The organism is Brasilonema octagenarum UFV-OR1, assembly GCF_963888615.1.
Lineage (GTDB): Bacteria > Cyanobacteriota > Cyanobacteriia > Cyanobacteriales > Nostocaceae > Brasilonema > Brasilonema sennae.
The window spans coordinates 33,149-55,576 of the sequence record NZ_CAWPKW010000032.1; the positions used below are offsets into that span (position 1 = coordinate 33,149).

Below are 22,428 nucleotides of genomic sequence, written 5' to 3' on the forward strand. Positions count from 1 at the left end.
CACCGGTACTCCTAATCAAGCTGGGAAGATGTCAACTGAGATACTTATCGCACCAGTTCACCATCTCCCAAAGTGCATGAGCAACTCCTTCACGAGAGCGATAGCCGTGGTCTTCTAAAGGTAATACTACCAAGCGAACAGTTGCTCCCAGCCCCTTAAGCGCTTCATACAGTCGTTCCGTTTGTAGTGGATAAGTGCCAGGATTGGTATCTTTTTCCCCATGAATCAGTAAAAGTGGTGCTTTGATTTTAGCTGCATGAGTAAAAGGAGACATATGAATGTAAGTCTGTTGTGCCTCCCAGAAATTGCGTTGCTCTCCTTGAAAACCAAAAGGAGTGAGAGTTCGGTTATAAGCCCCACTCCTAGCAATACCTATGCGGAATAAATCAGTATGTATTAGTAAATTTACTGTTGTAAACGCACCATAAGAATGTCCACTAATACCAATACGTTTGGGGTCGGCAATACCACGCTCTACCACATAGTCTACTGCTGCTTGTGCTCCCGCAATCAACTGCTCTACATAAGTATCATTTGGCTCTAGATCACCTTCGCCAATAATCGGTAAAGTCGGACCAGAAAGAACTGCATAACGTTGAGTGAGAAGAAATAAAACAGAAGCACGGCTGGGACGGCTGAAAGTGTTTTCAGATTTCGTAATCTGTCCTGCGAATTCCTTATCTTTAAATTCTTCTGGATAAACCCAAAATAACATCGGCAGAGGACCATCACGCTTAGCATCATAACCAGGAGGCAGATACAGTTTTGCTGAGAGTTGCACACCATCAGCCCGCTGATATTTTACCAATTCGCCATAAACTCCAGCCAACTGAGGAGCAGGATCTTGATAATGAGTTAGGGCGATAGGACTTTGGTTCTCGTGACGGTTTAACAGAAAATAGTTGGGTGGTTCAGTTTGAGATTGGCGACGAATAATCACAGTTTGTGCTTCATCATCCAACACACAAGCGATTTCCTCAAGATATGGATCTTGACATTGCCATAAGCGTTGCTTGTGTCCTGTTTCCAAATCGAACCAATCTAAAAACGGATACGCTCCATTGGGTGAAGCTCCTTGCCCACTAAGGTAAATGATATTGCCTTGTGGTGCAAAGCGCAGAACTCTATACCTGTAAGGTCCCACAGTCATCAAGGCTGAACCAGGATCTGTGTATTTATCTTCATAACTGCGGTCAAAGAGTAATTGCGGCGGTGTTTGAGGCGCTTGGGGATATATGCGCCAGATTCGTTCTTTACGGGTATCGTACCATCGTTCCGAAACCAAAGCGACATCTTCTTTACCCCAAGCAAGGTTCGCAAAGCGGTACTCAGATTCCCAGAGTTGCTTTGGTGTATCTGTAAAAGGAGCATCCAATTCAAATAAAGCATCCCGTTTGGGAACGTCACGTGTTGGATCACCTTCGTCTAAAGCTTCTAACCAAGATAATGTTGCTTTTGCATCGCTGCGCCAAGAGATTCCCCTGCGCCCTGTGCGGACTTCATCAAATTTAGTTGTACGACGGACAACAAGAGGTACATCAGCAACCTCATAAACCCATTTTCCTGTATCTTCAATAACTTCAATTTTCTTGGGAAAATACGAGATTGGAACTTGATAAGAAAACGGTCGATGCAGCGTGGTGAGTAGAATAAATTTGCTATCAGGCGAAGGTATGGCTTCATGAATGAGACTGCTAGACACTAACAAAGTACGTTGACCATGTAGCGTTACTTTCTCCAAGGTCGAGGTTAAGTAGTATTCAAGTAGCGCCTCATCGTGAGGATTTTGCAGTAGATTTGTGTAGGTGCGAGTTGGGCTTTTACCCTTAAGATTTTCTTGAATAAGCGGTCCTGGTGGAACGGCTGGTTCAGAGGGAGGCTTGGGGCGTTCGCCTAAAATGAACTTGCAAATAAGCGTCTCATCTGACAGCCAACGATACGGTTTTCCATACGCAGCGTTGAGAACTGGCTGTGTTAACTGCTTGGGAATAAAATCTGCAACATCCACAAACCATAATTCCAGTCCTGTTGCTTGAGTCAGAGTAAAAGCAAGTTTTCGGCTGTCAGGTGACCACTTTAGGTAACCAATCTGGGCGTTGTCAGGAAGGGCCACGGTTTTGCTCATCTCTAAGAAAGGGAACCCCCGAATTCTCATGGTTTGAAAAGGGTTAGGATGAGCAGGTGCATTCGTTTTGGGATTGATCAAAAGACCTGCCAGAGGAACTGCCGTTTCTGCAAGCAAGGAAATGGGAACCAACAATGGTCTTTCCAACTCTACCATCCATTCTCTGTTGGGAGAGAGCAAAATAGCAGGTGGCGATGGAGCATCCAGAATTTGGTTAATCGGTTCTGGAGGAGATTGCCAGAGTTGTTCAATAATGGGGTGATTTATAGAGAGATTGTCCATTTTGAGTGGGATGTTGGCAAGTTCATATTCCAAATTACCAACACCTGACTTAGAATACATCCTGAAAAGCTCACTTTGCTACTTAGTGTGTTGAAATTTCTACATTGCTTTTGATAAACAGAGCAACTTTTTTCAAACGTAAAATGTCCGCCGCGAGGGAAAGCTAGTCAGTAAGGAATGTAGATTTAATCAACAGCAAGTTTTGTAGGGTGCGTGAGGACTCTATTTTAGATTTTTCAATCTCCACTCACTGAAGCATGAGTATTTTTAGATACTCCATGTTTCAAGTGAGAACTATTTTGACTCAACAATTTCTGACAAACTTATAATCTCAGCCATAATTACAACATCTTTTTTTACAGATTTATGCGGAGTATTTTCAAGCTAGGTAGGAATCAAGAGAACTACGAAGAGATAATGAGTTGTTACGGAACACTAATGACAACTAAAACGAGTTAACTTTATTTGTACTGGCTGACTTATTCCTTAAGGTTTTTAAACTTATTTCTTATGAAAGATGACTAAAAATATTGCAGTGTTAGACTTAATATTAGCTCCAACAAAAATGGAAGAAACTTAACAAATGAACATCATCGCGTGGGTGGTCTTAGGTCTTCTAGCAGGTGCAATTGCTAAAGCTATCTATCCTGGTTATCAAGGTGGTGGAATCCTTGCTACTATCGTGTTGGGAATAGTAGGTGCTTTTATAGGTGGAACTTTAGGAGTTCTACTCACTACTGGAAAATTAGCCCTAGCGACTCCTACCTTTAGCATCCCTGGTTTAGGTTTAGCTGTTATTGGCGCACTAATTGCTATTTTCATTTGGTATTCGTTTGCTCGCAGAACTGTTTAATGCAAGTTAACAATTTATTATTAGTGATTCGTAATTATGAATACAATTACGAATCATCTATTATTTAGAAGGTAAATCTTTTTTGTATTAATATTGTATTTTTAAGTAGGCAAGTAGAAATAAACACCAGCTACTTAAGAAGTATAAAAACGCCGAAAACGTTATTTTAACAAGCTACTTAATTATTGATTGCTACTTGGTATTAGACGAAATTCTATTTCTTAGGCTACAACTCTTGTATAGCAAGCATTTTAGAGATAGGAATCATAAACCGGTTAGAAATTGAGAAAGGCAGTTTGGATAAGAGTTTGACGGTTTTAGAGCCAAAATTAGTCTAAACTCCAATAAATAACCACTACACTACTAGTAGCCCAACTGGAAAAACGCAAAATATAGAAGGCGTATGATTGAAATAATCACAATGCCCGCTTTACTTAGAATCGAACTGATACTAGAAGAATACTTAAGCCAAAGGTAGGAAAAAACGAAACGTGCTGCCCGATCCTAGCTGACTTTCTACTAAAATCTCACCCCCTTGTAGTTCCACTAAACGACGGGAGATGGTTAAACCAATACCTGTTCCTCCAGAATGGCGATCGCGAGATTTGTCAGCGCGCCAGAACCGCTCAAAAACATACGGTAAATCTTCTTTGGCAATTCCCGTCCCTGTATCCGTAACTGCAATCCATAATTCAGAGGCTTCAGCCCAAGCACGAAGAGTAATTGAACCTTTTGTGGTGTGACGCACTGCATTACCAAGCAGATTGACTAGCACCTGTTCTGTACGGTCAATATCAGCCAATACCAAGGGGAGTTTCGATGGACATTCTAAGCGCAAAACTGGTCCATCATCTAGCAGTTGGTCAGCAAATTTCTCAACTAAAGACTCTAATAAAGGACGTAGATTGACTGACTGTGTCTTTATCGGAAGATAACCCGCTTCTGCCTTAGAGAGTTCTTGCAAATCGTTAACCAACCGCTCTAAACGCCTTGTTTCTTTTGCGAGTCGTAAATAAATTTCGGGAGTTGGTTCAATACTTCCATCAGCAAGTTCTTCTAAGTAACCGCGTACGACTGTCAATGGCGTTCGTAGCTCATGGGTCATGTCTCCAATTAGTTCCCGCCGTCGCGCTTCTATCCCTTCTATACTTATTGCCATACGGTTGAAACTAGCACCAAATCGATTCAATTCTGGAATATCTGATAAAGGTAGTCTTGCATCGAATTGACCAGTCGCGAACTTTTGGGTGATTTGTTCCATCTCCATCAACCGCTGCATGATTAGTCTAGACACCCAGTAACTCAATCCTCCAGCCGCCGTAGCACCAGCGAACACCGACCATACAGTGCTTCGTCTCCAAGCAAATTCAAAGCTGTTAACCAACTCAGTACGAACATCAAATAAGTCATATCCTCTTTGTTCCAATCGTTCTAAATGCAGAACGAAAAAGCGAGGGGAAGAGACTTTGCTGATAATGACGAGACTAACGACTCCTACTATCATCACCAGTAAGTGGGAAATAAATAGGCGTGATGCCAAAGGTAATGACTTTGCCCAACGCCACCCCGTTTTTGTCATAAAATAACAGAAGAATCTTCAAACTTGTAGCCAACTCCAACAACAGTTTTCACAAAAGTTGGATTAGTAGGATCTGGCTCAATTTTTTTTCGCAACCGAGCAATGTGAGTATCCACCACGCGCTCATCACCAAAAAAGTTATCTCCCCAAAGTTTGTCAATAAGTTGGGTGCGATCCCAAACTCGACCAGGATTGCTAATAAAGGTGCTTAACAAATTGAATTCTAGGGTAGTTAAATCTAGCACTTCTGGTTCCTGAGAATTCATTTGACGACTTATCGTCCGCTGCTCTATATCCACAATAAAGTGTTTAGTACGGTACACCTGATTTTGTGAACCGTGGCGGAGACTACGCCGCAATAGCGCTCTTACTCTAGCAATCAACTCTCTGGGGCTAAAGGGTTTGACCATGTAATCGTCAGCGCCTGTAGATAAGCCAATAACGCGATCAATTTCCTCACCTTTAGCCGTAAGCATCAAAATATACGGGTCTTTTGCACCAGGTTTGTGCCGAATTCTTGCACAGACTTCCAAACCATCTAAACCAGGAATCATTAAATCTAAAATAATTAAATCTGGTGATTGCTCCTGAAACATTCGTAAGGCGTTCAAACCGTCGCTGCTAATGCGACAGGAAAAACCTTCTTTTTCTAGAGACATTTGGATTAACTGAGCAATTTCGGGTTCATCTTCAACGATGAGAATGTCCATACTAAATTATCGGCAAGCAAAATGCACAAGGTCATTTCGAATGGTTGCTATTGTAACCGATATTTTCTGATCAATATCAGGGTTGGCAGAGAAATCATAGTCAAATTTTTTACAATTTATTATGTTTCTTTTATTGGTAGCTAAGTTTATAGTAAGGTCATTTGATTTTAAGGTTGATAGATATCGGTAAGTAGTTCTTCCTCTAACGAGATAGAAGGATAGGGGAAACGAATTTTATCAAGATGTTGGTGAAATAATATAAGCCGTCCCTAAAAACTTTGTCTTCTATAAACTAGAATTCGACAAAGGTCGGTAGTTGTAGCAGGAATGCGAATCTTTTTGAATGTATTGTTTGATTGTCTCTATATCAACGAAATAATCAGTAACATCAATCAAACTGTCGCTCGTCATTGAGCGTATGCTGACAACTTCAACTCGAACTCCTTGATAGGAAAGAGCGTTAACTGCATACGCTAAATCTCCATCACCACTTACTAACACTGCAGTATCGTAGTAAGGAGCTAAATTGATCATATCTACAGCAATTTCTACATCTAAATTGGCTTTTTTAGAGCCATCTGGAAACTGTACTAAATCTTTGCTCACAACACGATAGCCATTCCGACGCATCCACAGCAAAAAACCCTGTTGCTTTTCATTTGTACGATCTACTCCAGTGTAAAAGAAAGCACGTAAAAGCTTTGCTTTCTCGGTTAAACAACAAAGAAGTTTGGCGTAGTCAATTTCAAGACCGAGTTGTAAACCGGCATGAAATAAATTAGCTCCATCTATGAAAATGGCTACTCGACCACGATTCAAATTACCGAAAATAGATTGCTCAATTTTAGTCACTGACATTTTTCTGTCTTTATCTTGGTCAATAGTCTCTGTGTGGCATTCTTCTTGCCAATGTGATTGCTCTTTGACTAATTTATATTGATTTTTTTCTTTGTTAAAACCAGCAAGATTCATTAATACCTCTGAATTTCAAATTTGGCAAGTCTTTTTGAGTCAATTGACAAAAGATAACTTATAGTAGATTATCACCTTGACAAAAAATAGTCTAATGTCAATAATGTTAGATATACTCAACTTATCCTAATGTTCAAAAGTACAAATCTCAAAAAATGTTTTTATTTTATACTTTTAACTCTTGATTTCAACATAGGCACGTGCTCAGCTATAAGCAGCATATTTATTGATTAGCATAATTTGAGTTATCTATCAACATTAACTTTATTGTAACTAGGCGTGCAACTCATCTACATATAACATCATATTGTATTGATAAATTTTCTGATAAAAATTCAAAAAAGTACCAAAATATGAAGACTGGTTATTTTGGAGATGGATACCACGCTATTTCTTGATAAAAAATAAAAAGAGTGCAAAAAAGTACATAAGTCATTACGTTATCGAGGACAGTGCCGAGATGAGGTAAGCCGTTTTTAGTCAGGTAGCGCAGACAGCACATGCCTCTGGCGTCGGCAGAGGCATGTGGCGTGGTTTCCCCGATCAGCGACGGGCGTTCCCCGAAAAAGTGAATCCAGTGCTGTGTAGGCGCGTTTGCCACGCCCAAGCGATCAGTGAATCCAGTTATATACCGAGGTTTCCCACACCCCTTAACTGGTGTTCGTTTTTCAAGCATATCCTCCCTTGCATACCCGTTGGGCGAGATTAGCAGTGCCATGAGAGGCAGGCATAGGGTCAGTTGTGGATATTATAATCTGGAGTGACAGAAGTTAGTTTTTCGTAACAAAAGATTTAAGCTTGACAGTCGGCTTTTTATCTTCTGACAATTGGTAACTGGAACACTGGTGTCAAGGCTTGAAATACACAATAGGGTTGTCTTTCCCTGAGTTGCACAGCAAAAAGTGAACTATTATACAAATTCAACATCCGATGGTGTTAATAAAAGAGTCTGTTAATGTCTGCATTTGTTTATGAGACAGTCCTTCAATTGTCTTTATTTCAGCCAAGATTTATCCTTCTTTTTTAAAATTATTTTTTTGTGAAACATCGATTGTGATTTGAGTTTCTTCGGGAGAACTAATGACAATTGCTTTTTGCTGCCAATAATCGTCTCTAGAAATAAATTGCCAAGTGGAATCTTGTAAAAGTTCCAGAACCCATTGATGATAATTAAACAGACTCTCCCGATGTCCAACACTGATAAACGTTGTTTTTGTTTGTTGTAACTGTTGATATAAATTACCTTCGTTTTTCAAATCTAAAGCACTTGTTGCTTCATCTAATATGGTGAAGCTAGGACGAGTAATTAATAGTCGCGCAAAAGCAAGACGTTGTTGTTCTCCTAACGACAATATATTTTCCCAAGGGACTTCTGTATCAAAGCCATCTACCCGGTTCAGTAAGTGTTGGAGGTTAACTTGTTGCAACACACCTTCGAGTTCTTTGTCGCTCATTTGCCGAGTCGTATGAGGATAGAGTAACTGTTCGCGCAAAGTTCCTAAAATTATATAAGGGCGTTGGGGCAAAAACAACATTTCTTCTAAGGGAGGTCGAACCAGACGACCACTTCCTGCGTTCCATAAACCAGCGATCGCCCTCAACAAAGAACTTTTACCCCTACCACTCGGACCAACTATTAATAACCCTTCTCCTGGTTGAACAGACAATGACAAGTCTTCGACGATCACCTGCTCATAGTTAGGGGTTTGCAAGGTGACATTCTCAAAAGCCAAACGCTTATCTTCTATTGCTTTAATAGTACTAACATTCTCTGGTTGTTTGATAACAGCTTCTAACGCATCTGAAAACTCAGCTAAACGCTCAACATAACTAGAAAAGCGCCCGGAAGTCCCAAATTCACCTATTAATTCTCCCAAAGCATTAGAAAATAGAAAGCAAGCTAAACTAACTTGATTAATTTCTCCGTAATCAATTTGATCTTGAAGAAATAAAGGTGTAAGTATGAACATCGAAAATACAGTGACGGCAGACTGATATCCTCTGTTAAAAACATCCTGACCTCTCTCCCAATTCAGCCTGCGTTCAGCGCTTTTCAGAACATTATTAAATCTCTTTTGAATGATGTTTAATTCTTCGTTTTCTCCCTGAAAAAAAGCTATCGATTCAGCGTGATTGCGAACATGAGTCAGGCAATAAGCGAAGTCAGCTTTAAACTCAAGTTCTTCTTGATTAATTTCGTTCAGTTTTTGATTTAAGTAAACAGCAATCAAATTACCTATAATAGTATAAATAACCAGATAAATTGCAATCTCTGAAGAAATTGTCCAGAGGATTATTAAAAAACTTATCATTTCCAGCGTTTTTTCTAGGAAAGTAGCTGAAAATCTCAAAACACTGCTGGTAATCGGTTCAATTTCTTGAGATATGCGTTGATCTGGATTACCAATATCGGATTTAAAATTGATTTTATAATATGCTTGATGATTGAAATATTTTTCTAAAGTGTGATTATTTAGCCATTTATACCAATCAATAGCAATTTTTTTTCTGAGATATCTAGACAACGCTACCAAGAGCGTTAGCACCACAATAAAAAGGGTGGAAACCCATAATGTACTTGTATACCTAGAAAGGTCTCTCTCTTCAATAACTATATCTATTACGTAGCGATTCCAGTAACTACTTAAAGCATTTACGCCTACAAGCGCGGCTATTAATAATATTAGGAGAATTAGCATTCCCCATGAGCGAATAACATCTGAAAATGCTCTTGAACCTGCCTCTGTTGGATACCAGTAAGGTTGAGCAACTATTTTGACATCCTGCCAAAACTGAGTCAAAATCGAAAAAGGATTCGTTATGGTTTTATCACGAACAACTTGAGTTTGCATATTTCAAAATATAGTCATTTGAGAGAATTAATACGCATTTACAGAAAGCTGACTCTATGGTTTAAAACCACGAGCCACTTGAAGAAATAAATTTCTCGCTTTATTTATACCAGTTTTCAATCAACTCTGCACTCTGTTGTTGGGTTTTTTTGTTTGCTACACTCCGAAACGCGTCTCTTACTCTCTTGCGATCGCTTAACATTCAAGACAACCACTACAAATTCTGATATAGCTATAGCCAACTCTATTAGGACGCTCTTAAGAGGGAATAGGGAATAGGGAAAGTGATAACTGGTAACTGGTAACTGATAACTGGTATTAGTTCATGTCCTAAGCTACCTGGCAACGGCTATACAAATTCAGATTCGATAATTTATTTTTTGGTAGTTAGTAGAATTTCCGCAATTGCTTGGGAAATCGGGAAGTGTGGTGAAAACACCTCCATCCAAAAAAACTCCCCAACTGGGTTAACCTCAAGGAATACGTGCCGACCATCCGGTGTAACAATAATATCTATTGCCCCATAGTTTAAGCCAAAAGAAGCCATGAGTTTGAGAAGTTTTTTCTCAACGTCTTCCGGCAAATCGTAGGGTTTCCAAGCGTTACTCAACGCCCTTCCCTCTTTGCGCCAATCAAAAGCAGATCCCTCCAAACTTTGCGAGTCTACTGCAGCTGTAAATACACGGTGTCCCACAATAGTTGTTCGCAACTCCAGCGCCTTTGGCACATTTTCTTGAAATGTCATCGGACAGAAACGCAGTCCTTCCAGATTCTCCAGATCATCATCTGTAACTGGATTGGTGAAAACAACCATTTCTTCTCCCTTCTCACCATAGATGGCAAAAGAAGAAAGCATTTTTGTGATGATACCCTGCTCTTTACACTCTTGGGCAAATAGCTTCACAGCTTCTGGATTGTTTGTAGTCAGGGTACGCGGAGTCAAAAGACCAACTTCTCGTGCAACTTGCAGTTGTAATTGCTTATTATTGGTAACATCAACATTTGACATTTTGTCGAAGTGGAATCCCTTGATGCTGGCAATCATACCCCTAACAGTGCGGCGAGTTTCCTCAATTGAAGCGTCTCTAAATTGCTTGTCCATCGTGTCAGGAATTTTTTGCCCGTAGCGCATCCGTCGGTACCAAACTGAAGACACTTCACTCAAATCAAGCTTCTGTTCGCCATCAGTAATAATGATTCGCTCAGAATCACCCTGATAAATATCTAGCTGCACTTCAGTGGGAAATCTGTCTGTGTCAAAACGAAATGCTTTTTCTCCTTTAGCCTCAATCGCTTTGATCACCAGAGGAATACTCTCGTTGTCTTTGCTAAAAGTAATGATTAAAACTGTCATTTTATTTTAGATTTTATCTTGATACCACTAGTCGGGTGGCTTCAGCCTAACGCACCATATTGTATCGCGGTACGTTGGGCGCTATGCTCATGTTTTGCGTGACAAATCATTTCAAATGATGCGCCTAACATACCCTACAGTAACTGTTTAGCCTTCATCGTTTTTTTGAAGTAGGGCATCTGCGATCACACTCGAAATCGGCAAGTCCAAATCTCGTTCCAGCATTCCCCACTCTCCTACGGGGTTAACTTCCAAAAACACATATTCACCTGATGGCGTGACAATGAAATCTAACGCCCCAAACAAAAGCCCAAATTTACCCATAAAAGTTTTGAGACGGCTGACGACTTCATCAGGAAGTTCATGGTGTTGCCATGCGCCAACATCAACACCAGGTTTACGCCAATCAACTTTAGCTGCTGAATAAACATCTGCATCTAGTGCCCCCACAAAGACATTGCCATTCACATACACCACCCGCAATTCCGACTGCTTAGGAATTTGCTCTTGAAAAACCATTGGGCAATAGCGCAGTGACTCAGCATCAAGCAAGTCTTCCTCTTTTACAGTGCTGGTGTAAAGGAAGAAAGAGTTGGTAACTTGCATACCGTAGGAAAGAGGAGTTAATAGCTTACTCACCATTTTTCCGTTGACTTGTTGGAAAAACTCCCGTGCGGCTTCAGCTTTGTTGGTGACAAGAGTCTGGGGGATAGTAAAACCTACTTCAGACGCAACCCGCAGTTGACGCAGTTTATTTTGTCCAGCATTTATGCATTCCAAATCATCTACCCAACGGGCTTCTTTAAGGCTGTCCCAAAAACCATCCAAAGTTGCTTGTGATTCTCTAATACAGGCATCTCGGAACTGTGGAGCCAATTCTTTACTCAGTTCTGGTTCCCAAATGCGTCGCATCCAAACAGCTTGCACCTGCTGTGTACTGATAGAGCGTGTACCATACTTCAACGTGTGATAGCTTTTGGATTTTTCAAAGTGTGCTGTCAATTGAACTTCTAGCGGAAACTTATCAGTGTCAAGGCGGAATGGTTGCGCCCCTTTTTTTGACAAAGCTTCTGCCACTCTATCTATTGTGAAGAAATCACCACTGTGAGTGATTAATAAAATAACGTCACGCGACGAGTGCATAAAACATTTGCTTTAAGAGTTTTACGACGAATATATTAAAGACTACCAAAAAATGAATGATCCAATCTTAATTTAGTCTTGCTACACCAATAGGATGCGTTATGCCTTCTCGCTAACGCACCACAATATTCTACTTGTATTTGGGAAAAACTTATTACTTTTCTTTGATTGGTAAAGCATGCTCATTACCATTTAATGGTACCGTTAATATGGTAATGAGCACGCCTTAATAAAGAGTTTTCAGTTATTTAATAACTCCAACTGCCTTCATTTTAGTTGAACAACACGCTTATTTAACGATCTTCCCAATCGGAAGGATACTTAAAAGTGAAGGGAGGAGGAGTCTGTGGCTTATCCTCATCTGACTGTTGAACTCCTTGTTCTTCCAAAAAGCGGGCGAAGAAAGGTGCCGCTTTTACATCCGATGGTTTTATGATCGTATTTTCAGACATGGGATTTTCTCTCGAACTTGGTTGATAGCAATCAGGAGTTTTTAGTTATTTAACAACTGCAACTGCCTTAATTTTAGATTAAGCTCACACTTATTTAGTAATCTTCCCAATCAGAAGGATACTTTAAAGTCTGGACTGGAGCAGTATTTGACTCTTGAGATGCTTGTTCCTCCAAAAAGCGGGCGAAGAAAGGTACCGCTTTCACATCCGATGGTTTGACGACTGTATTTTTAGACATGATATTTTCTCCTTGGGACTTTTTTGTTACCCAATTAACGTATAGCAGGTATCCGGTTATAAATGCAAGGACAGTTAAGACAGTTAAGAAATAATGATATAGCAATCTTAAATAATTCCTGAGCACAGAGGAACCGAGTTCCTTTGAGAAACAGGGTTTGGTGGTATTGGAAATTTTTACAAATCAAATGGGATTGGTATAAGAAATTGAAAATAAGACAGTTAAGACACTTAAGACAGTTAAGACACTTAAGAGGGTTGACAAAAGAGTCATCATGTAGTGTGTGGAGATTATAAAATGTGGGCCAAAAAAGCTTGATTTGGAACCATCGCAATTTTGCAAGACGGGTTTTGGGAGCCGGAAAACTCCTTACTTGATTACCGAAGCGGGCTGTGCAACTCGTACTGCAAAATAAAATAAATCCTTTCATCAACACCAGAGACAATCACTACTTCGCGAGCGATAGTTCAGCAGACTGAACAACCTGTAATTGGTAACTCTCGAAAGGAACTTTTTGCTGCTCATTCTCCCCTTGGGCAGAACTCACCGACTGATAGGTCACCAGTTCATAGTGAAGCCGATTACTTTGTCGCTCATATTGTGTATTGAGTAATCTATTTTTGACTCTGAATTGACTGTAGAGTCTGTCCCCAACCCACCACGCATCAATGAGAGTTCCATCTTTCTCGTCAATCACAAAATGACTAGCACCCTGATCCTTAGCAACTAACTCATAATTACGTACCAGCTTTTTCGCCCCCGTTCCGTAAGTGATTTGCCAACTGTAGCGCATGGGATTGTTAGAGATTGGCTGAATTCGGAGTGTCATTGGTACAGTTTGAGACCGCCCTTGTACAGGGCTATTGAACATTGTGCCGCTCCATGTGCCTTGCCAGTTCTGAGGAAAGGAATTACTCGACGATGCAGGAGTTTGCACAATCGTCATGCTTATAAGTATCAAAAAAGACATGAACGTGACAACGAGGAGGTTTCGCTTCAGCATAATAATAATTAATCGTTTCATATGACTGTCTCTTCATAGTTAAATTGTGTCGTTAAATGTAGAAATATTGCATATTAAGATGTTTGTTGTAGAAAAGAAGGATAACAATGCCAGACCAAAAAATGGTTTGCACTTGTTTGCCATAGCAGAGTAATGTATTCATGCTAGAAGATAAAACAATCCTCATCACAGGAGCCACAAAAGGCATCGGCAAAGCGCTGGTGTCGAGGCTTGAAACACATAATACGGTTCGCTTTGCGTTAGTTGCTCGCTCAAGTGAACTCTTAGGTGAACTCAAAGCACACCTACAAAAGCAGGGACATGAATGTGAAGTCTTTGCCGGGGACGTTGCCGCAGAACCTTTTGTTGTCTCTACCGTTCAACACTGCCTTGAACGTTTCGGTTCCATTGATATTCTTGTGAACAATGCAGGCATAGGAAAATTTGGCGAAGTTGAACAGTATTCTCTTGGGGAATGGCAGCAGCTTTTTGATACTAATGTCACAGGTACCTTTTTGTTTTCGCGTGAGGTTGTGCCGCATATGAAGCGGCAAGGAAACGGACACATTGTGATGGTTGCATCCGATGTATCAAAACGGGTGTTTGACGGAGGAACTGCCTACTGTGCGACAAAATTCGCTCAAGATGCCTTCTCGATGGCTTTACGCAAAGAGGTTCGACGATTTGGCATTAAGGTAAGCACTATCTTTCCAGGTTTGGTTGACACATCATTCCATGCACAACCTCAGGGAGATTCCGCACATCAAGGATGGCTGAGCGCATACGACGTTGCTGATGCCATTATTTATACGCTCAGTGCACCGTCACATGTAGTCATTGATGAACTGATGCTTCATCCACTAATACAGGAGTATTAGATTGTGGTTGAAAAAACCCAGGACTTACGCACGAGTTACGAAAGAACAAGACTGTAGTTACGACTTACGTCGCAATGACGTAACTACGTTATTTTTGCGTAAGTCCTGAAACTCTTTGTTCACTTTTTCACTAAAATATATGCCGTAGCATATTCAGGTAGTTGCCTAGTATACTGCCCAAAATCTTGTCTACCTTGAAAAATACCTGCCAAAAAATCGAGTTGATGGAGATTAGGTAAAAATGCCCCACCTGTATCTGCAAGGACTCCTAGTTGTAGTTGTTTGCGTCCACCTTTAGGATACTCAAGAACAATCACTCTACCTAAACCAATATTTAAGACATCTCCTGCAAAAGTCACTCCTGGTTTGATAGAAATTTTTGCATCTATCTTATATCCATAACCTTTGATATCATCCACTTGTCTAAAATACCAATAGCGCTTTTGTGATGTAGCTGCGACTCCTCGAAGATAAGGCATTTCATTACTTCTATCTACATTAAAAAGCGCTTTAGAACCATCCGTAAAATTAAGAAGTATTGTTCCCTCCATCAGCGCTTCTTCAAAACCTTCTCGGGTTAAGTAAGCAAGAGGTTCCACTTTTCCATATTCTTTCCCACCTTGTTCATAAATACCTGATAACACATCCTGCTTTGTATATTTTGTATAGAACTTTTCAGATATTGAGTTATCTTTTAAGCTATAAAGTGGTATGTTATATTTAGAAGTTTTTTTGTGAGAAGCTGAATGAGTAAAAACAGCATATTTTGTAATTCTTAATTGCTTTTTACTAGAGTTTGGAGAGTGATAAGCAGACCATTTAATAACACGAAAGTTAGTGTTAATAAAATTAGAATCTTGTAAACGAGTTGCTCGATTATTAGCAATATCTTCTTGCAAAACACTAATCATGAAGTCTAAGGTTTTAAGAATGTCTTCTACAGTCACTCCTTGAGTCGCAAGTACTCCCGTGCGTAGAACATTTTGGTCTTCGGAAGCGTAATTTTGATAATACTTTCTAGTGTTAACCAGAACTGTTAGTAAGTCTGATTGATTGAAATTAACTTTCGTCGTTGGTAACTTTCCAGAAGTGAACACCTGATTTCCGTGAACACTAAATTTATATTTTTTTAACTCGTCTATAACTTGATAATATGTTGATGTTGCTCCTGACTTTTGCTCAGAGGGACGAGTGTTTTGTTTGTCTAAATTCTGAGATGAGGTTTGTTGAACCAAAAGAGTCTTTTTTTGACTTGAGTCTAAGGGATTTTGCTGTTGAGGTGGGACAGAATTTTCCCACTGTTTGGTTTTTGACTGAGCAGACAGATTACTATTGGCTAAACCGATAAATAATGAGGTAGCAAAAGTGACTGTGAGTCCGAGTTTTTGATGAAATGGAATACTCATAAATTTGAGAATTAATGCAACTGGTCAATAATACACGACTGATGCAAACAAACGAAAAGTCAGGAAAAAGGGGTGTAAGGGGGTAAGGCTATAGGGGTGTAGGGGTATAGGGGTGTAGAAGAAATGCGGCGTTTCGTTGCTGAGGACTCGCAATCGAGTTTTGATGAACAAACTTTGTAGATCAAGTCATACTAAAGTTGAAAAAAATGCAAAATTTCTCAGAATTCTAGTCTCTGTAAGGCTTTTGAGCTTCGCGACCTTTACTTAACTATCAAATGAGGTAATTCTCCAAAATTCGTTATATGTAAAGAATTTGACGTTTTCTGCTCAAAATTAGTCTAAAGTCCGGAGCACTAATTACGTCTAGTCTCAGGTTTTGGGAACACTTCCAACTGCATAAGTTAATTTCACTGGTATTTATATAATCATTAGGCAGTTTAGTGCCTAGATTCACTACAGCCCTTTCCCCCTGCCCGCGAGCGAGGGGGTTTTTTTATTTTGCCACACACAAAACAGATCCGGTGCCGATAAAATCAGAACGCTTGTGCAAAGGAGGTTCATGAAGAACTCAGAACACAGTAGTCAGAATATCCCCAGACATCTCCAGAAATTTGTTGTGCGTTGTCTACAACTTTTGTAGAGACGTTACACGTAACGTCTCTACATTATTTTCACCAGACGCCTAAACTGTAACCCAGCTTCTCACCACAATTCTGATATCGCTTGATAGCGACCCAGAGCTAATAAAGGAAAATATTGTTGATAGAGGTGATACTTCAGATAAAAATGACAAGGAAACCCTGTCCCTGTAAAATCTGCCTCGTACCAAGTCCCATCAGACTGCTGAGTTTCCAACAGGTAGTTAATTCCCTTCTCCATAGCAAGCTTTGCAAACTTGCTAGTTGCTTGACCTGCTGCTATTAAGCCTATTATTGCCCAAGCTGTTTGAGAAGCAGTACTGGGACCTTGTCCTTTGAGGGCTGGATCATTGTAACTGCGGCAAGTTTCGCCCCAGCCACCATCTGAGTTTTGACACCCAACTAACCAAGCAGCACCTCGTTCGATACTGACTTGCGTCTTTTCTGGCGCAATTAACGATAAAGCCGAAAGTACTCCACTGGTTCCATAAATGTAATTTACTCCCCAGCGACCAAACCAGCAACCCTCAGTTTCTTGCTCGCGTATGAGATAGCTAATTGCCCGTTCTTGGTTACGTGTGTCTATTGACAAATTGCCACTGCCTAACATTTCTAAAACTCTAGCGGTGACATCAGCGGTGTTTGGATCAATCATGGCTTTGAGATCACCATAGGGAACTAGGTTGAGCCACTCTTGATTATTGTCCAAATCAAATGCTGCCCAACCTCCGGGCTGACACTGCATAGATGCAGTCCAGTTGACAGCACGGGCGATCGCCGCTTGCTTCAATTTTTCATTCGGCAGTTTCACCTGATTCAAAGCCATGACAACAACAGCTGTGTCGTCTACATCTGGATAAAAGCGGTTGTCAAACTCAAACGCCCAAGCCCCCGGTTTTCCTTTTTTATTTTTAATCGCCCAATCACCGTAGTCTAGAATCTGCTTGCTTAACAACCATTCTCCAGCCTGAACGACAGCTGGATGATCTGGTGTTAAACCTGACTCTATTAAAGCTCGCATTGCCCACGCAGTATCCCATACTGGGGAAATACAAGGCTGCACTGTGTAGGTATCCGCAGTTTCAATGGCAAAATTGTCAACTGCTCGTAGTCCTCGCTCTACAATGGGGTCGGCTGGGTTATAATCCAGAGCGCGCAAAGCTAGCAGTGAATTCAGCATGGCAGGAATAATACCACCCCAATCGCCCGTTGCTTCTTGCCGTTCTAAAATCCAACGTTCTGCAGCTTGAATACCTTCTTCACGAAAAGGAACCAGATTTAGAGTTTCTGCTAACTTAAAAGTTTTATCAAGAGTAATAAATAAATCTGTCCAATCACCATTGCTGGGCAACTCGTATTTGACCTGCTCGAGACCTTCAGCATACAGTTCGTCCAGGGTGATAGCTGGATTAATTTTAAAAACAGGTTTACGGTCAATAACAATCAGCAGAGGAACAGTACTTGACCTTGCCCAGCTCGACATTTCGTAGATATTAAACACGAAATTATCGGGCAACAACATCACCCAAGGTGGCAAAGAAGGAATACCTTGCCAGCTGTAGCATCCAATCAGGGCTAGGTGTAACTTGGTGAAAATGCGAGTTTTACTGATACCACCACGTTCTAAAATAAACTTCCGCGCCTTCACCATTGCGGCATCTGTTTCTGGTACACCAAGCAACTTCAACGCCATGTATGCTTCAACCGAAGTGCTCAGTTCTCCTCCATCTCCGTAGAAAAGTTCCCATCCTCCGTGATCCCGTTGTTGAGAACGTAGGTATGCTTCAACTTTGTGTAATGGTCTTTCTCGGTCTGTTCCCCAAATTTTATGAAGGAGGACAACCTCAGCAGTGATGGTAACATTAGATTCTAGCTCCGCCCACCAGTATCCATCAGGATATTGAATGGAAAGAAGATAGTTCTGATTTTTGGCGATAGCATCCTTAACACGGGAAACTGTCTGTTTATCTTGAATTTGCATCCGTTTCCGTTACTCCTCAACCACATCTGCTTCTTGTTAGCTGTAACAAGAAAAATCTTTGCTTCTCTAATCGTGACATTGTAATGTGTTTTCTATGTGAAAAAAAGAAAACACAATGAGCGGTGAAATTGGACTATGGCTTTCTGTTCTATCTTTAGTAATTTGGGTGATTTTACTAGGTTTTTGGGGTCAATTTTGGCGCTGTGACCAACGATTAACAAGACAGGAAACAAATTTACAAAAGTTCCCTGCCATTTGTGCGGTAGTTCCTGCCAGAAATGAGGCTGAATTACTACCTGTTAGTTTGCGATCGCTTCTCACCCAAAACTATCCTGGTTCTTTCACTGTCGTTTTGGTAGACGATAACAGTACTGATGGAACAGCAAATATTGCCTCTAGTGTTGCCCAAGAATTAAACAGGACTCAGCAATTACACGTCCTTTCTGGACAACCTTTGCCTGCTGAATGGACGGGCAAATTATGGGCGTTACACCAAGGTATCGAATATGTAGAAACCCTGACACTGCCACCTGACTATATTCTTCTGACAGATGCCGATATTGAACATGATGCTCAAAATCTCCGTTCCTTGGTAACAAAGGCGCAACAAGAAAATTTAGAACTTGTTTCTCTCATGGTGCTGTTGAGGTGTGAAAGTTTTTGGGAAAAAGTTCTCATTCCAGCATTTGTCTTTTTCTTTCAAAAGCTTTACCCCTTTCCCTGGGTGAATGATTCTACAAAGCCAACAGCCGCCGCCGCCGGTGGTTGTATTTTAATTGCGAGTCAAGCTTTAACCCGGATTGGTGGTATTCAAGTCGTCCGTAATGCACTCATTGATGATTGTGCCTTAGGGCAAGCAGTAAAGTCTAGCCGTTTTACCAAACTTCCCCATGAGGCGATTGAGAAAGCACCAGAAGCAGAAGAAAATATTCCCTCCCTCACTCCTTCACTCCTTCCCTCCCTCTCCTCGTCTCACAAAATTTGGCTAGGATTAGACGACTTAACCCACAGCTTGCGATCTTATCCCTCGCTGTCAACAGTTTGGGACATGGTAGCCCGAACTGCCTTTACGCAGTTACATTATTCTTTAGGGCTGTTAATTTTAGCAGTCATCGGGATGATACTTGTTTACATAGTTCCACCTGTGAGTGCAATCTTCGGTTTGCTCACCGGAACTTGGCTTGTCGCGTGTGTTGGCTTATTAAGCTGGCTACTTATGAGTTGCGCTTACTTGCCTACCATCCGATTTTATAGGTGTTCACCCTGGTTTGCACTCTGTCTTCCAGGAATTGCGCTCCTATATACGCTTATGACTATAGACTCGGCTGTGCGTCATTGGCAAAAGCGAGGAGGAACTTGGAAAGGAAGAGTATATTCTAAAACTTAAGGTACTAGTTAGCCCAGTGAGTAATTAGTAGCACAACTAATGACCAATGACCAATGACTAATGACTAAATTCATTTTATGGCTTCAATTGCTCGTAAGAATTTACTGGAAGACATTCCTCGCTTTTTGGTGGCGCAGGCGGGAATTTTATTTGCTGTTAGCTTAGTTACGATTCAAACAGGTTTGCAATATGGATTTGCTCGTTCTTCTTCCCAATTAATTGATCAATCTCGTGCTGATATTTGGGTGTCTTCAAAAAATATGCAGCATTTATGGCTAACTCTACCAATTCCTTACGAACGAGTTACCAAAGCGAGCAAAGTTAAAGGTGTTGCCAAAGCTGAAGCTGTGATTATTGATGGTGGACTTTGGCATGAACTTGCAACAGATAAGATTAATTCTATTACGCTGGTTGGTGCAGATCCACAAGGGATGTTATTTGATAGGTCAAATATTGTTGAAGGTCGTTTCAATGACTTGAAACAATCTTTCCGTTTTATGATTGACAAAACTAACCTGAATTCTATTGATCTCAAAAGGTTGGGTGAAGTCGGAGAAATTAACAACATTCCCGCAAAGTTAGTGGGTTTCACTCAAGGAACTCAATCAATTGTCTTCGGAACTTTAATGTTCACGTCTTTAGAGACTGCCAATACTTATAGAAATTACGGTACTCAGACAACAGCTTCTCCAAATAACGTCGGTTCCTCTGCGAAAAAACCAGTATCAAAAGACCAAATTAGCTTCGTTTTGGTTAAGGCAAAACGAGGTCAAAGCATTGCGAAACTGAAGCGGGATTTGGAACAGGCTTTGCCAGATACACGTGCTTACACTCGCCAAGAAATGTCTAAAATCACACAAGATTTTTGGCAGGTTCGCTCTGGAATTGGATTTATTCTCGGTCTTGGTGCGGTAGTAGGCGTTGTTGTTGGGGCAGTTGTAGTGAGTCAAATTCTCTATGCTTCTGTCACAGATCATATAAAAGAATTTGGCACCCTCAAAGCGATGGGGGCATCTGACTGGTTTATTTATAATGTGATTATTGAGCAAGCAATCTGGATGGCAATTTTAGGCTATCTACCAGGAATCGCTCTTTGTGTAGGAGTAGCAGCTTGGACATCAACAACACAGGGAATTGTCATTTTAATTACACCAGTATCAGCACTCGTTGTTTTCGGAATTACAGTCTTGATGTGCGTCGGTTCTGCTGTTTTTGCAATTCAAAAAGTTACACGCGTTGATCCAGCAATTGTCTTTAAAGGATAGTTTTATTGGTACTTATTAAGTTTACAAAAAATTAGTGTCAATTATGACAAAATCAAAAAAATAAGTTTAAAGTCTAGTCGAAATCACTCAACAAATATCAACTAATAATTAAAAACTATATATGACAAAAGAATTTGAGGAGATGGCTGATTATAAAAAGAAATTTGAGAAGTTTGCTCAGAGCAAATATCAAATGAATTTCACCACAAGAGGGGCAATAATTGCCAAAAACGTGGGAATGGTTATCAATTCTAAGCAGCAGCAGCTTCAAATTTTGAAAAAAGTTTACTGGGAGATCCAAAAAGGTGATATAGAAATTCTGATGGGACCTTCTGGTTCAGGGAAAACAACTTTGCTGTCTATTTTAGCGGGACTTTTGACTCCGACGGCTGGCAATGTTTATTTACTTGGGCAAGAAATTACGAGAATGTCTCGAACTCAACTAGCTAAGTTCCGAAGACAAAATATTGGCTTTATTTTTCAAGATTTTAACTTGTTTCCAGCACTAACGGCTATTGAGAATATAGAAACAGCCTTGAACGTTAAAGGGATTCGTGGAAGATCCGCACGCAAGGAAGCACAAGCTTTGTTGGAACAAGTTGGACTGGCTGATAAAGCAAAGCTGCTTCCGCGTGATTTGTCGGGAGGACAAAAACAAAGAGTTGCGATCGCCCGTGCCTTAACTGGTTCTCCACAGATTATTATGGCGGATGAACCAACGGCTGCTTTAGACTCTCACAGCGGACATCTGGTTATGGAGTTATTGCGTGGACTAGCAAAAGAACAAGGTTGCACAGTACTCATTGTGACTCATGACCCCCGGATTTTAGATTTAGCTGACCGAGTAGCGCATATGGAAGATGGAGTACTGAAATAATAAACAAAAAATCGCTCTTGTCCTATCAAGAGCTATTAGAACATGCGTACTAATAAGATGTACCGTTGAATATTATATTTAGGTTGCTAATACACATCTTTCAGAGTTATTTATGCACAACCTCTTCCAAGTTTTAAAGAAATTTACAAATAAGCAAGAAGTACCAGTAGCCGAGAATTTGTATTCTGTCGTGGGGCAAGAATACTAAAATTGTCTAATATGCGTGAATTTAAACTATATAACTGCAATTATGTCAATGCATAAATTTTACAATTGTGAGAGAATCCCACTTTTTTCACGCTTGTTTACCTGTGCAAGATAGAATAGAGCATAGTCTTGGTGTCACCTCTTATTCATAAAAATACAAAAACTTAATCTAAAAAAAACAAGTATGTATTAATGTATACATTATAAAAGAGTAAAAACTTGTATC

The 22,428-nt window shown here is 40.4% G+C and carries 16 protein-coding genes and 1 pseudogene; 5 read left to right on the plus strand and 12 right to left on the minus strand.

Going from position 1 to position 22,428, the window contains the following annotated elements; translation table 11 throughout:
• Window positions 1-31 precede the first annotated feature (31 nt).
• The gene (locus tag AC5590_RS01820; protein ID WP_169262869.1) at window positions 32-2,467 is read right to left on the minus strand and encodes an alpha/beta hydrolase family protein; all 2,436 of its coding nucleotides are present in this window, start codon (window positions 2,465-2,467) and stop codon (window positions 32-34) included.
• Window positions 2,468-2,990: 523 nt separating this feature from the next.
• On the opposite strand from AC5590_RS01820, the gene AC5590_RS01825 reads away from it, so the two are divergent.
• Window positions 2,991-3,260: a GlsB/YeaQ/YmgE family stress response membrane protein gene (locus AC5590_RS01825; protein ID WP_169262870.1), complete on the plus strand. Its 270-nt coding sequence runs from the start codon at window positions 2,991-2,993 to the stop codon at window positions 3,258-3,260.
• Between the two features lie 463 nt (window positions 3,261-3,723).
• On the opposite strand, the gene AC5590_RS01830 is transcribed toward AC5590_RS01825, so the two are convergent.
• The 9 genes and pseudogenes from AC5590_RS01830 to AC5590_RS01870 all read right to left on the minus strand — a co-directional run bounded on the left by AC5590_RS01830 (window position 3,724) and on the right by AC5590_RS01870 (window position 13,584).
• Entirely contained in the window at window positions 3,724-4,839 is a 1,116-nt protein-coding gene (locus AC5590_RS01830; protein WP_169262871.1) for a sensor histidine kinase, read from the minus strand.
• A complete protein-coding gene (locus AC5590_RS01835) occupies window positions 4,836-5,549 on the minus strand; it encodes a response regulator transcription factor (protein WP_169262872.1) in 714 nt (237 codons plus the stop codon). The genes AC5590_RS01830 and AC5590_RS01835 overlap by 4 nt, the downstream gene beginning before the upstream one ends.
• 285 nt (window positions 5,550-5,834) lie before the next feature.
• A complete protein-coding gene (locus tag AC5590_RS01840; RefSeq protein WP_169262873.1) occupies window positions 5,835-6,521 on the minus strand; it encodes a LabA-like NYN domain-containing protein in 687 nt (228 codons plus the stop codon).
• 920 nt (window positions 6,522-7,441) lie between these two features.
• A pseudogene (locus AC5590_RS01845) lies at window positions 7,442-9,373 on the minus strand (ABC transporter ATP-binding protein/permease).
• 373 nt (window positions 9,374-9,746) lie between these two features.
• Window positions 9,747-10,727: an MvdD family ATP-grasp ribosomal peptide maturase gene (locus AC5590_RS01850; protein ID WP_169262875.1), complete on the minus strand. Its 981-nt coding sequence runs from the start codon at window positions 10,725-10,727 to the stop codon at window positions 9,747-9,749.
• A gap of 147 nt (window positions 10,728-10,874) precedes the next feature.
• Window positions 10,875-11,870: an MvdC family ATP-grasp ribosomal peptide maturase gene (locus AC5590_RS01855; RefSeq protein WP_169262876.1), complete on the minus strand. Its 996-nt coding sequence runs from the start codon at window positions 11,868-11,870 to the stop codon at window positions 10,875-10,877.
• A 293-nt stretch (window positions 11,871-12,163) separates the two neighbouring features.
• Window positions 12,164-12,322 (minus strand): microviridin/marinostatin family tricyclic proteinase inhibitor, encoded by a 159-nt coding sequence (locus AC5590_RS01860; RefSeq protein WP_169262877.1) that lies wholly within the window; start codon window positions 12,320-12,322, stop codon window positions 12,164-12,166.
• Between the two features lie 94 nt (window positions 12,323-12,416).
• Window positions 12,417-12,560 carry a microviridin/marinostatin family tricyclic proteinase inhibitor gene (locus AC5590_RS01865; RefSeq protein ID WP_169262878.1) on the minus strand — a complete coding sequence of 48 codons (144 nt, stop codon included), beginning with the start codon at window positions 12,558-12,560 and terminating at the stop codon, window positions 12,417-12,419.
• A gap of 448 nt (window positions 12,561-13,008) precedes the next feature.
• Window positions 13,009-13,584 (minus strand): hypothetical protein, encoded by a 576-nt coding sequence (locus tag AC5590_RS01870; protein WP_169262879.1) that lies wholly within the window; start codon window positions 13,582-13,584, stop codon window positions 13,009-13,011.
• Window positions 13,585-13,724: 140 nt separating this feature from the next.
• On the opposite strand from AC5590_RS01870, the gene AC5590_RS01875 reads away from it, so the two are divergent.
• Window positions 13,725-14,441 (plus strand): SDR family oxidoreductase, encoded by a 717-nt coding sequence (locus AC5590_RS01875; protein WP_169262880.1) that lies wholly within the window; start codon window positions 13,725-13,727, stop codon window positions 14,439-14,441.
• A gap of 119 nt (window positions 14,442-14,560) precedes the next feature.
• Here the strand turns inward: AC5590_RS01875 and AC5590_RS01880 are convergent, their stop codons facing one another.
• On the minus strand, window positions 14,561-15,847 hold the full coding sequence (locus tag AC5590_RS01880) for a hypothetical protein (protein ID WP_169262881.1): 1,287 nt from the start codon (window positions 15,845-15,847) through the stop codon (window positions 14,561-14,563).
• A 702-nt stretch (window positions 15,848-16,549) separates the two neighbouring features.
• Entirely contained in the window at window positions 16,550-18,466 is a 1,917-nt protein-coding gene (gene shc, locus AC5590_RS01885) for a squalene--hopene cyclase (protein ID WP_169262882.1), read from the minus strand.
• A 115-nt stretch (window positions 18,467-18,581) separates the two neighbouring features.
• On the opposite strand from shc, the gene AC5590_RS01890 reads away from it, so the two are divergent.
• The 3 genes from AC5590_RS01890 to AC5590_RS01900 all read left to right on the plus strand — a co-directional run bounded on the left by AC5590_RS01890 (window position 18,582) and on the right by AC5590_RS01900 (window position 21,995).
• Window positions 18,582-19,853 (plus strand): glycosyltransferase, encoded by a 1,272-nt coding sequence (locus tag AC5590_RS01890; RefSeq protein WP_169262883.1) that lies wholly within the window; start codon window positions 18,582-18,584, stop codon window positions 19,851-19,853.
• Window positions 19,854-19,930: 77 nt separating this feature from the next.
• Window positions 19,931-21,118, plus strand: coding sequence for an FtsX-like permease family protein (locus AC5590_RS01895; RefSeq protein WP_169262884.1), 1,188 nt, complete (start codon window positions 19,931-19,933; stop codon window positions 21,116-21,118).
• Window positions 21,119-21,239: 121 nt separating this feature from the next.
• Window positions 21,240-21,995 (plus strand): ABC transporter ATP-binding protein, encoded by a 756-nt coding sequence (locus AC5590_RS01900; protein WP_169262885.1) that lies wholly within the window; start codon window positions 21,240-21,242, stop codon window positions 21,993-21,995.
• The last annotated feature ends 433 nt before the right edge of the window (window positions 21,996-22,428 follow it).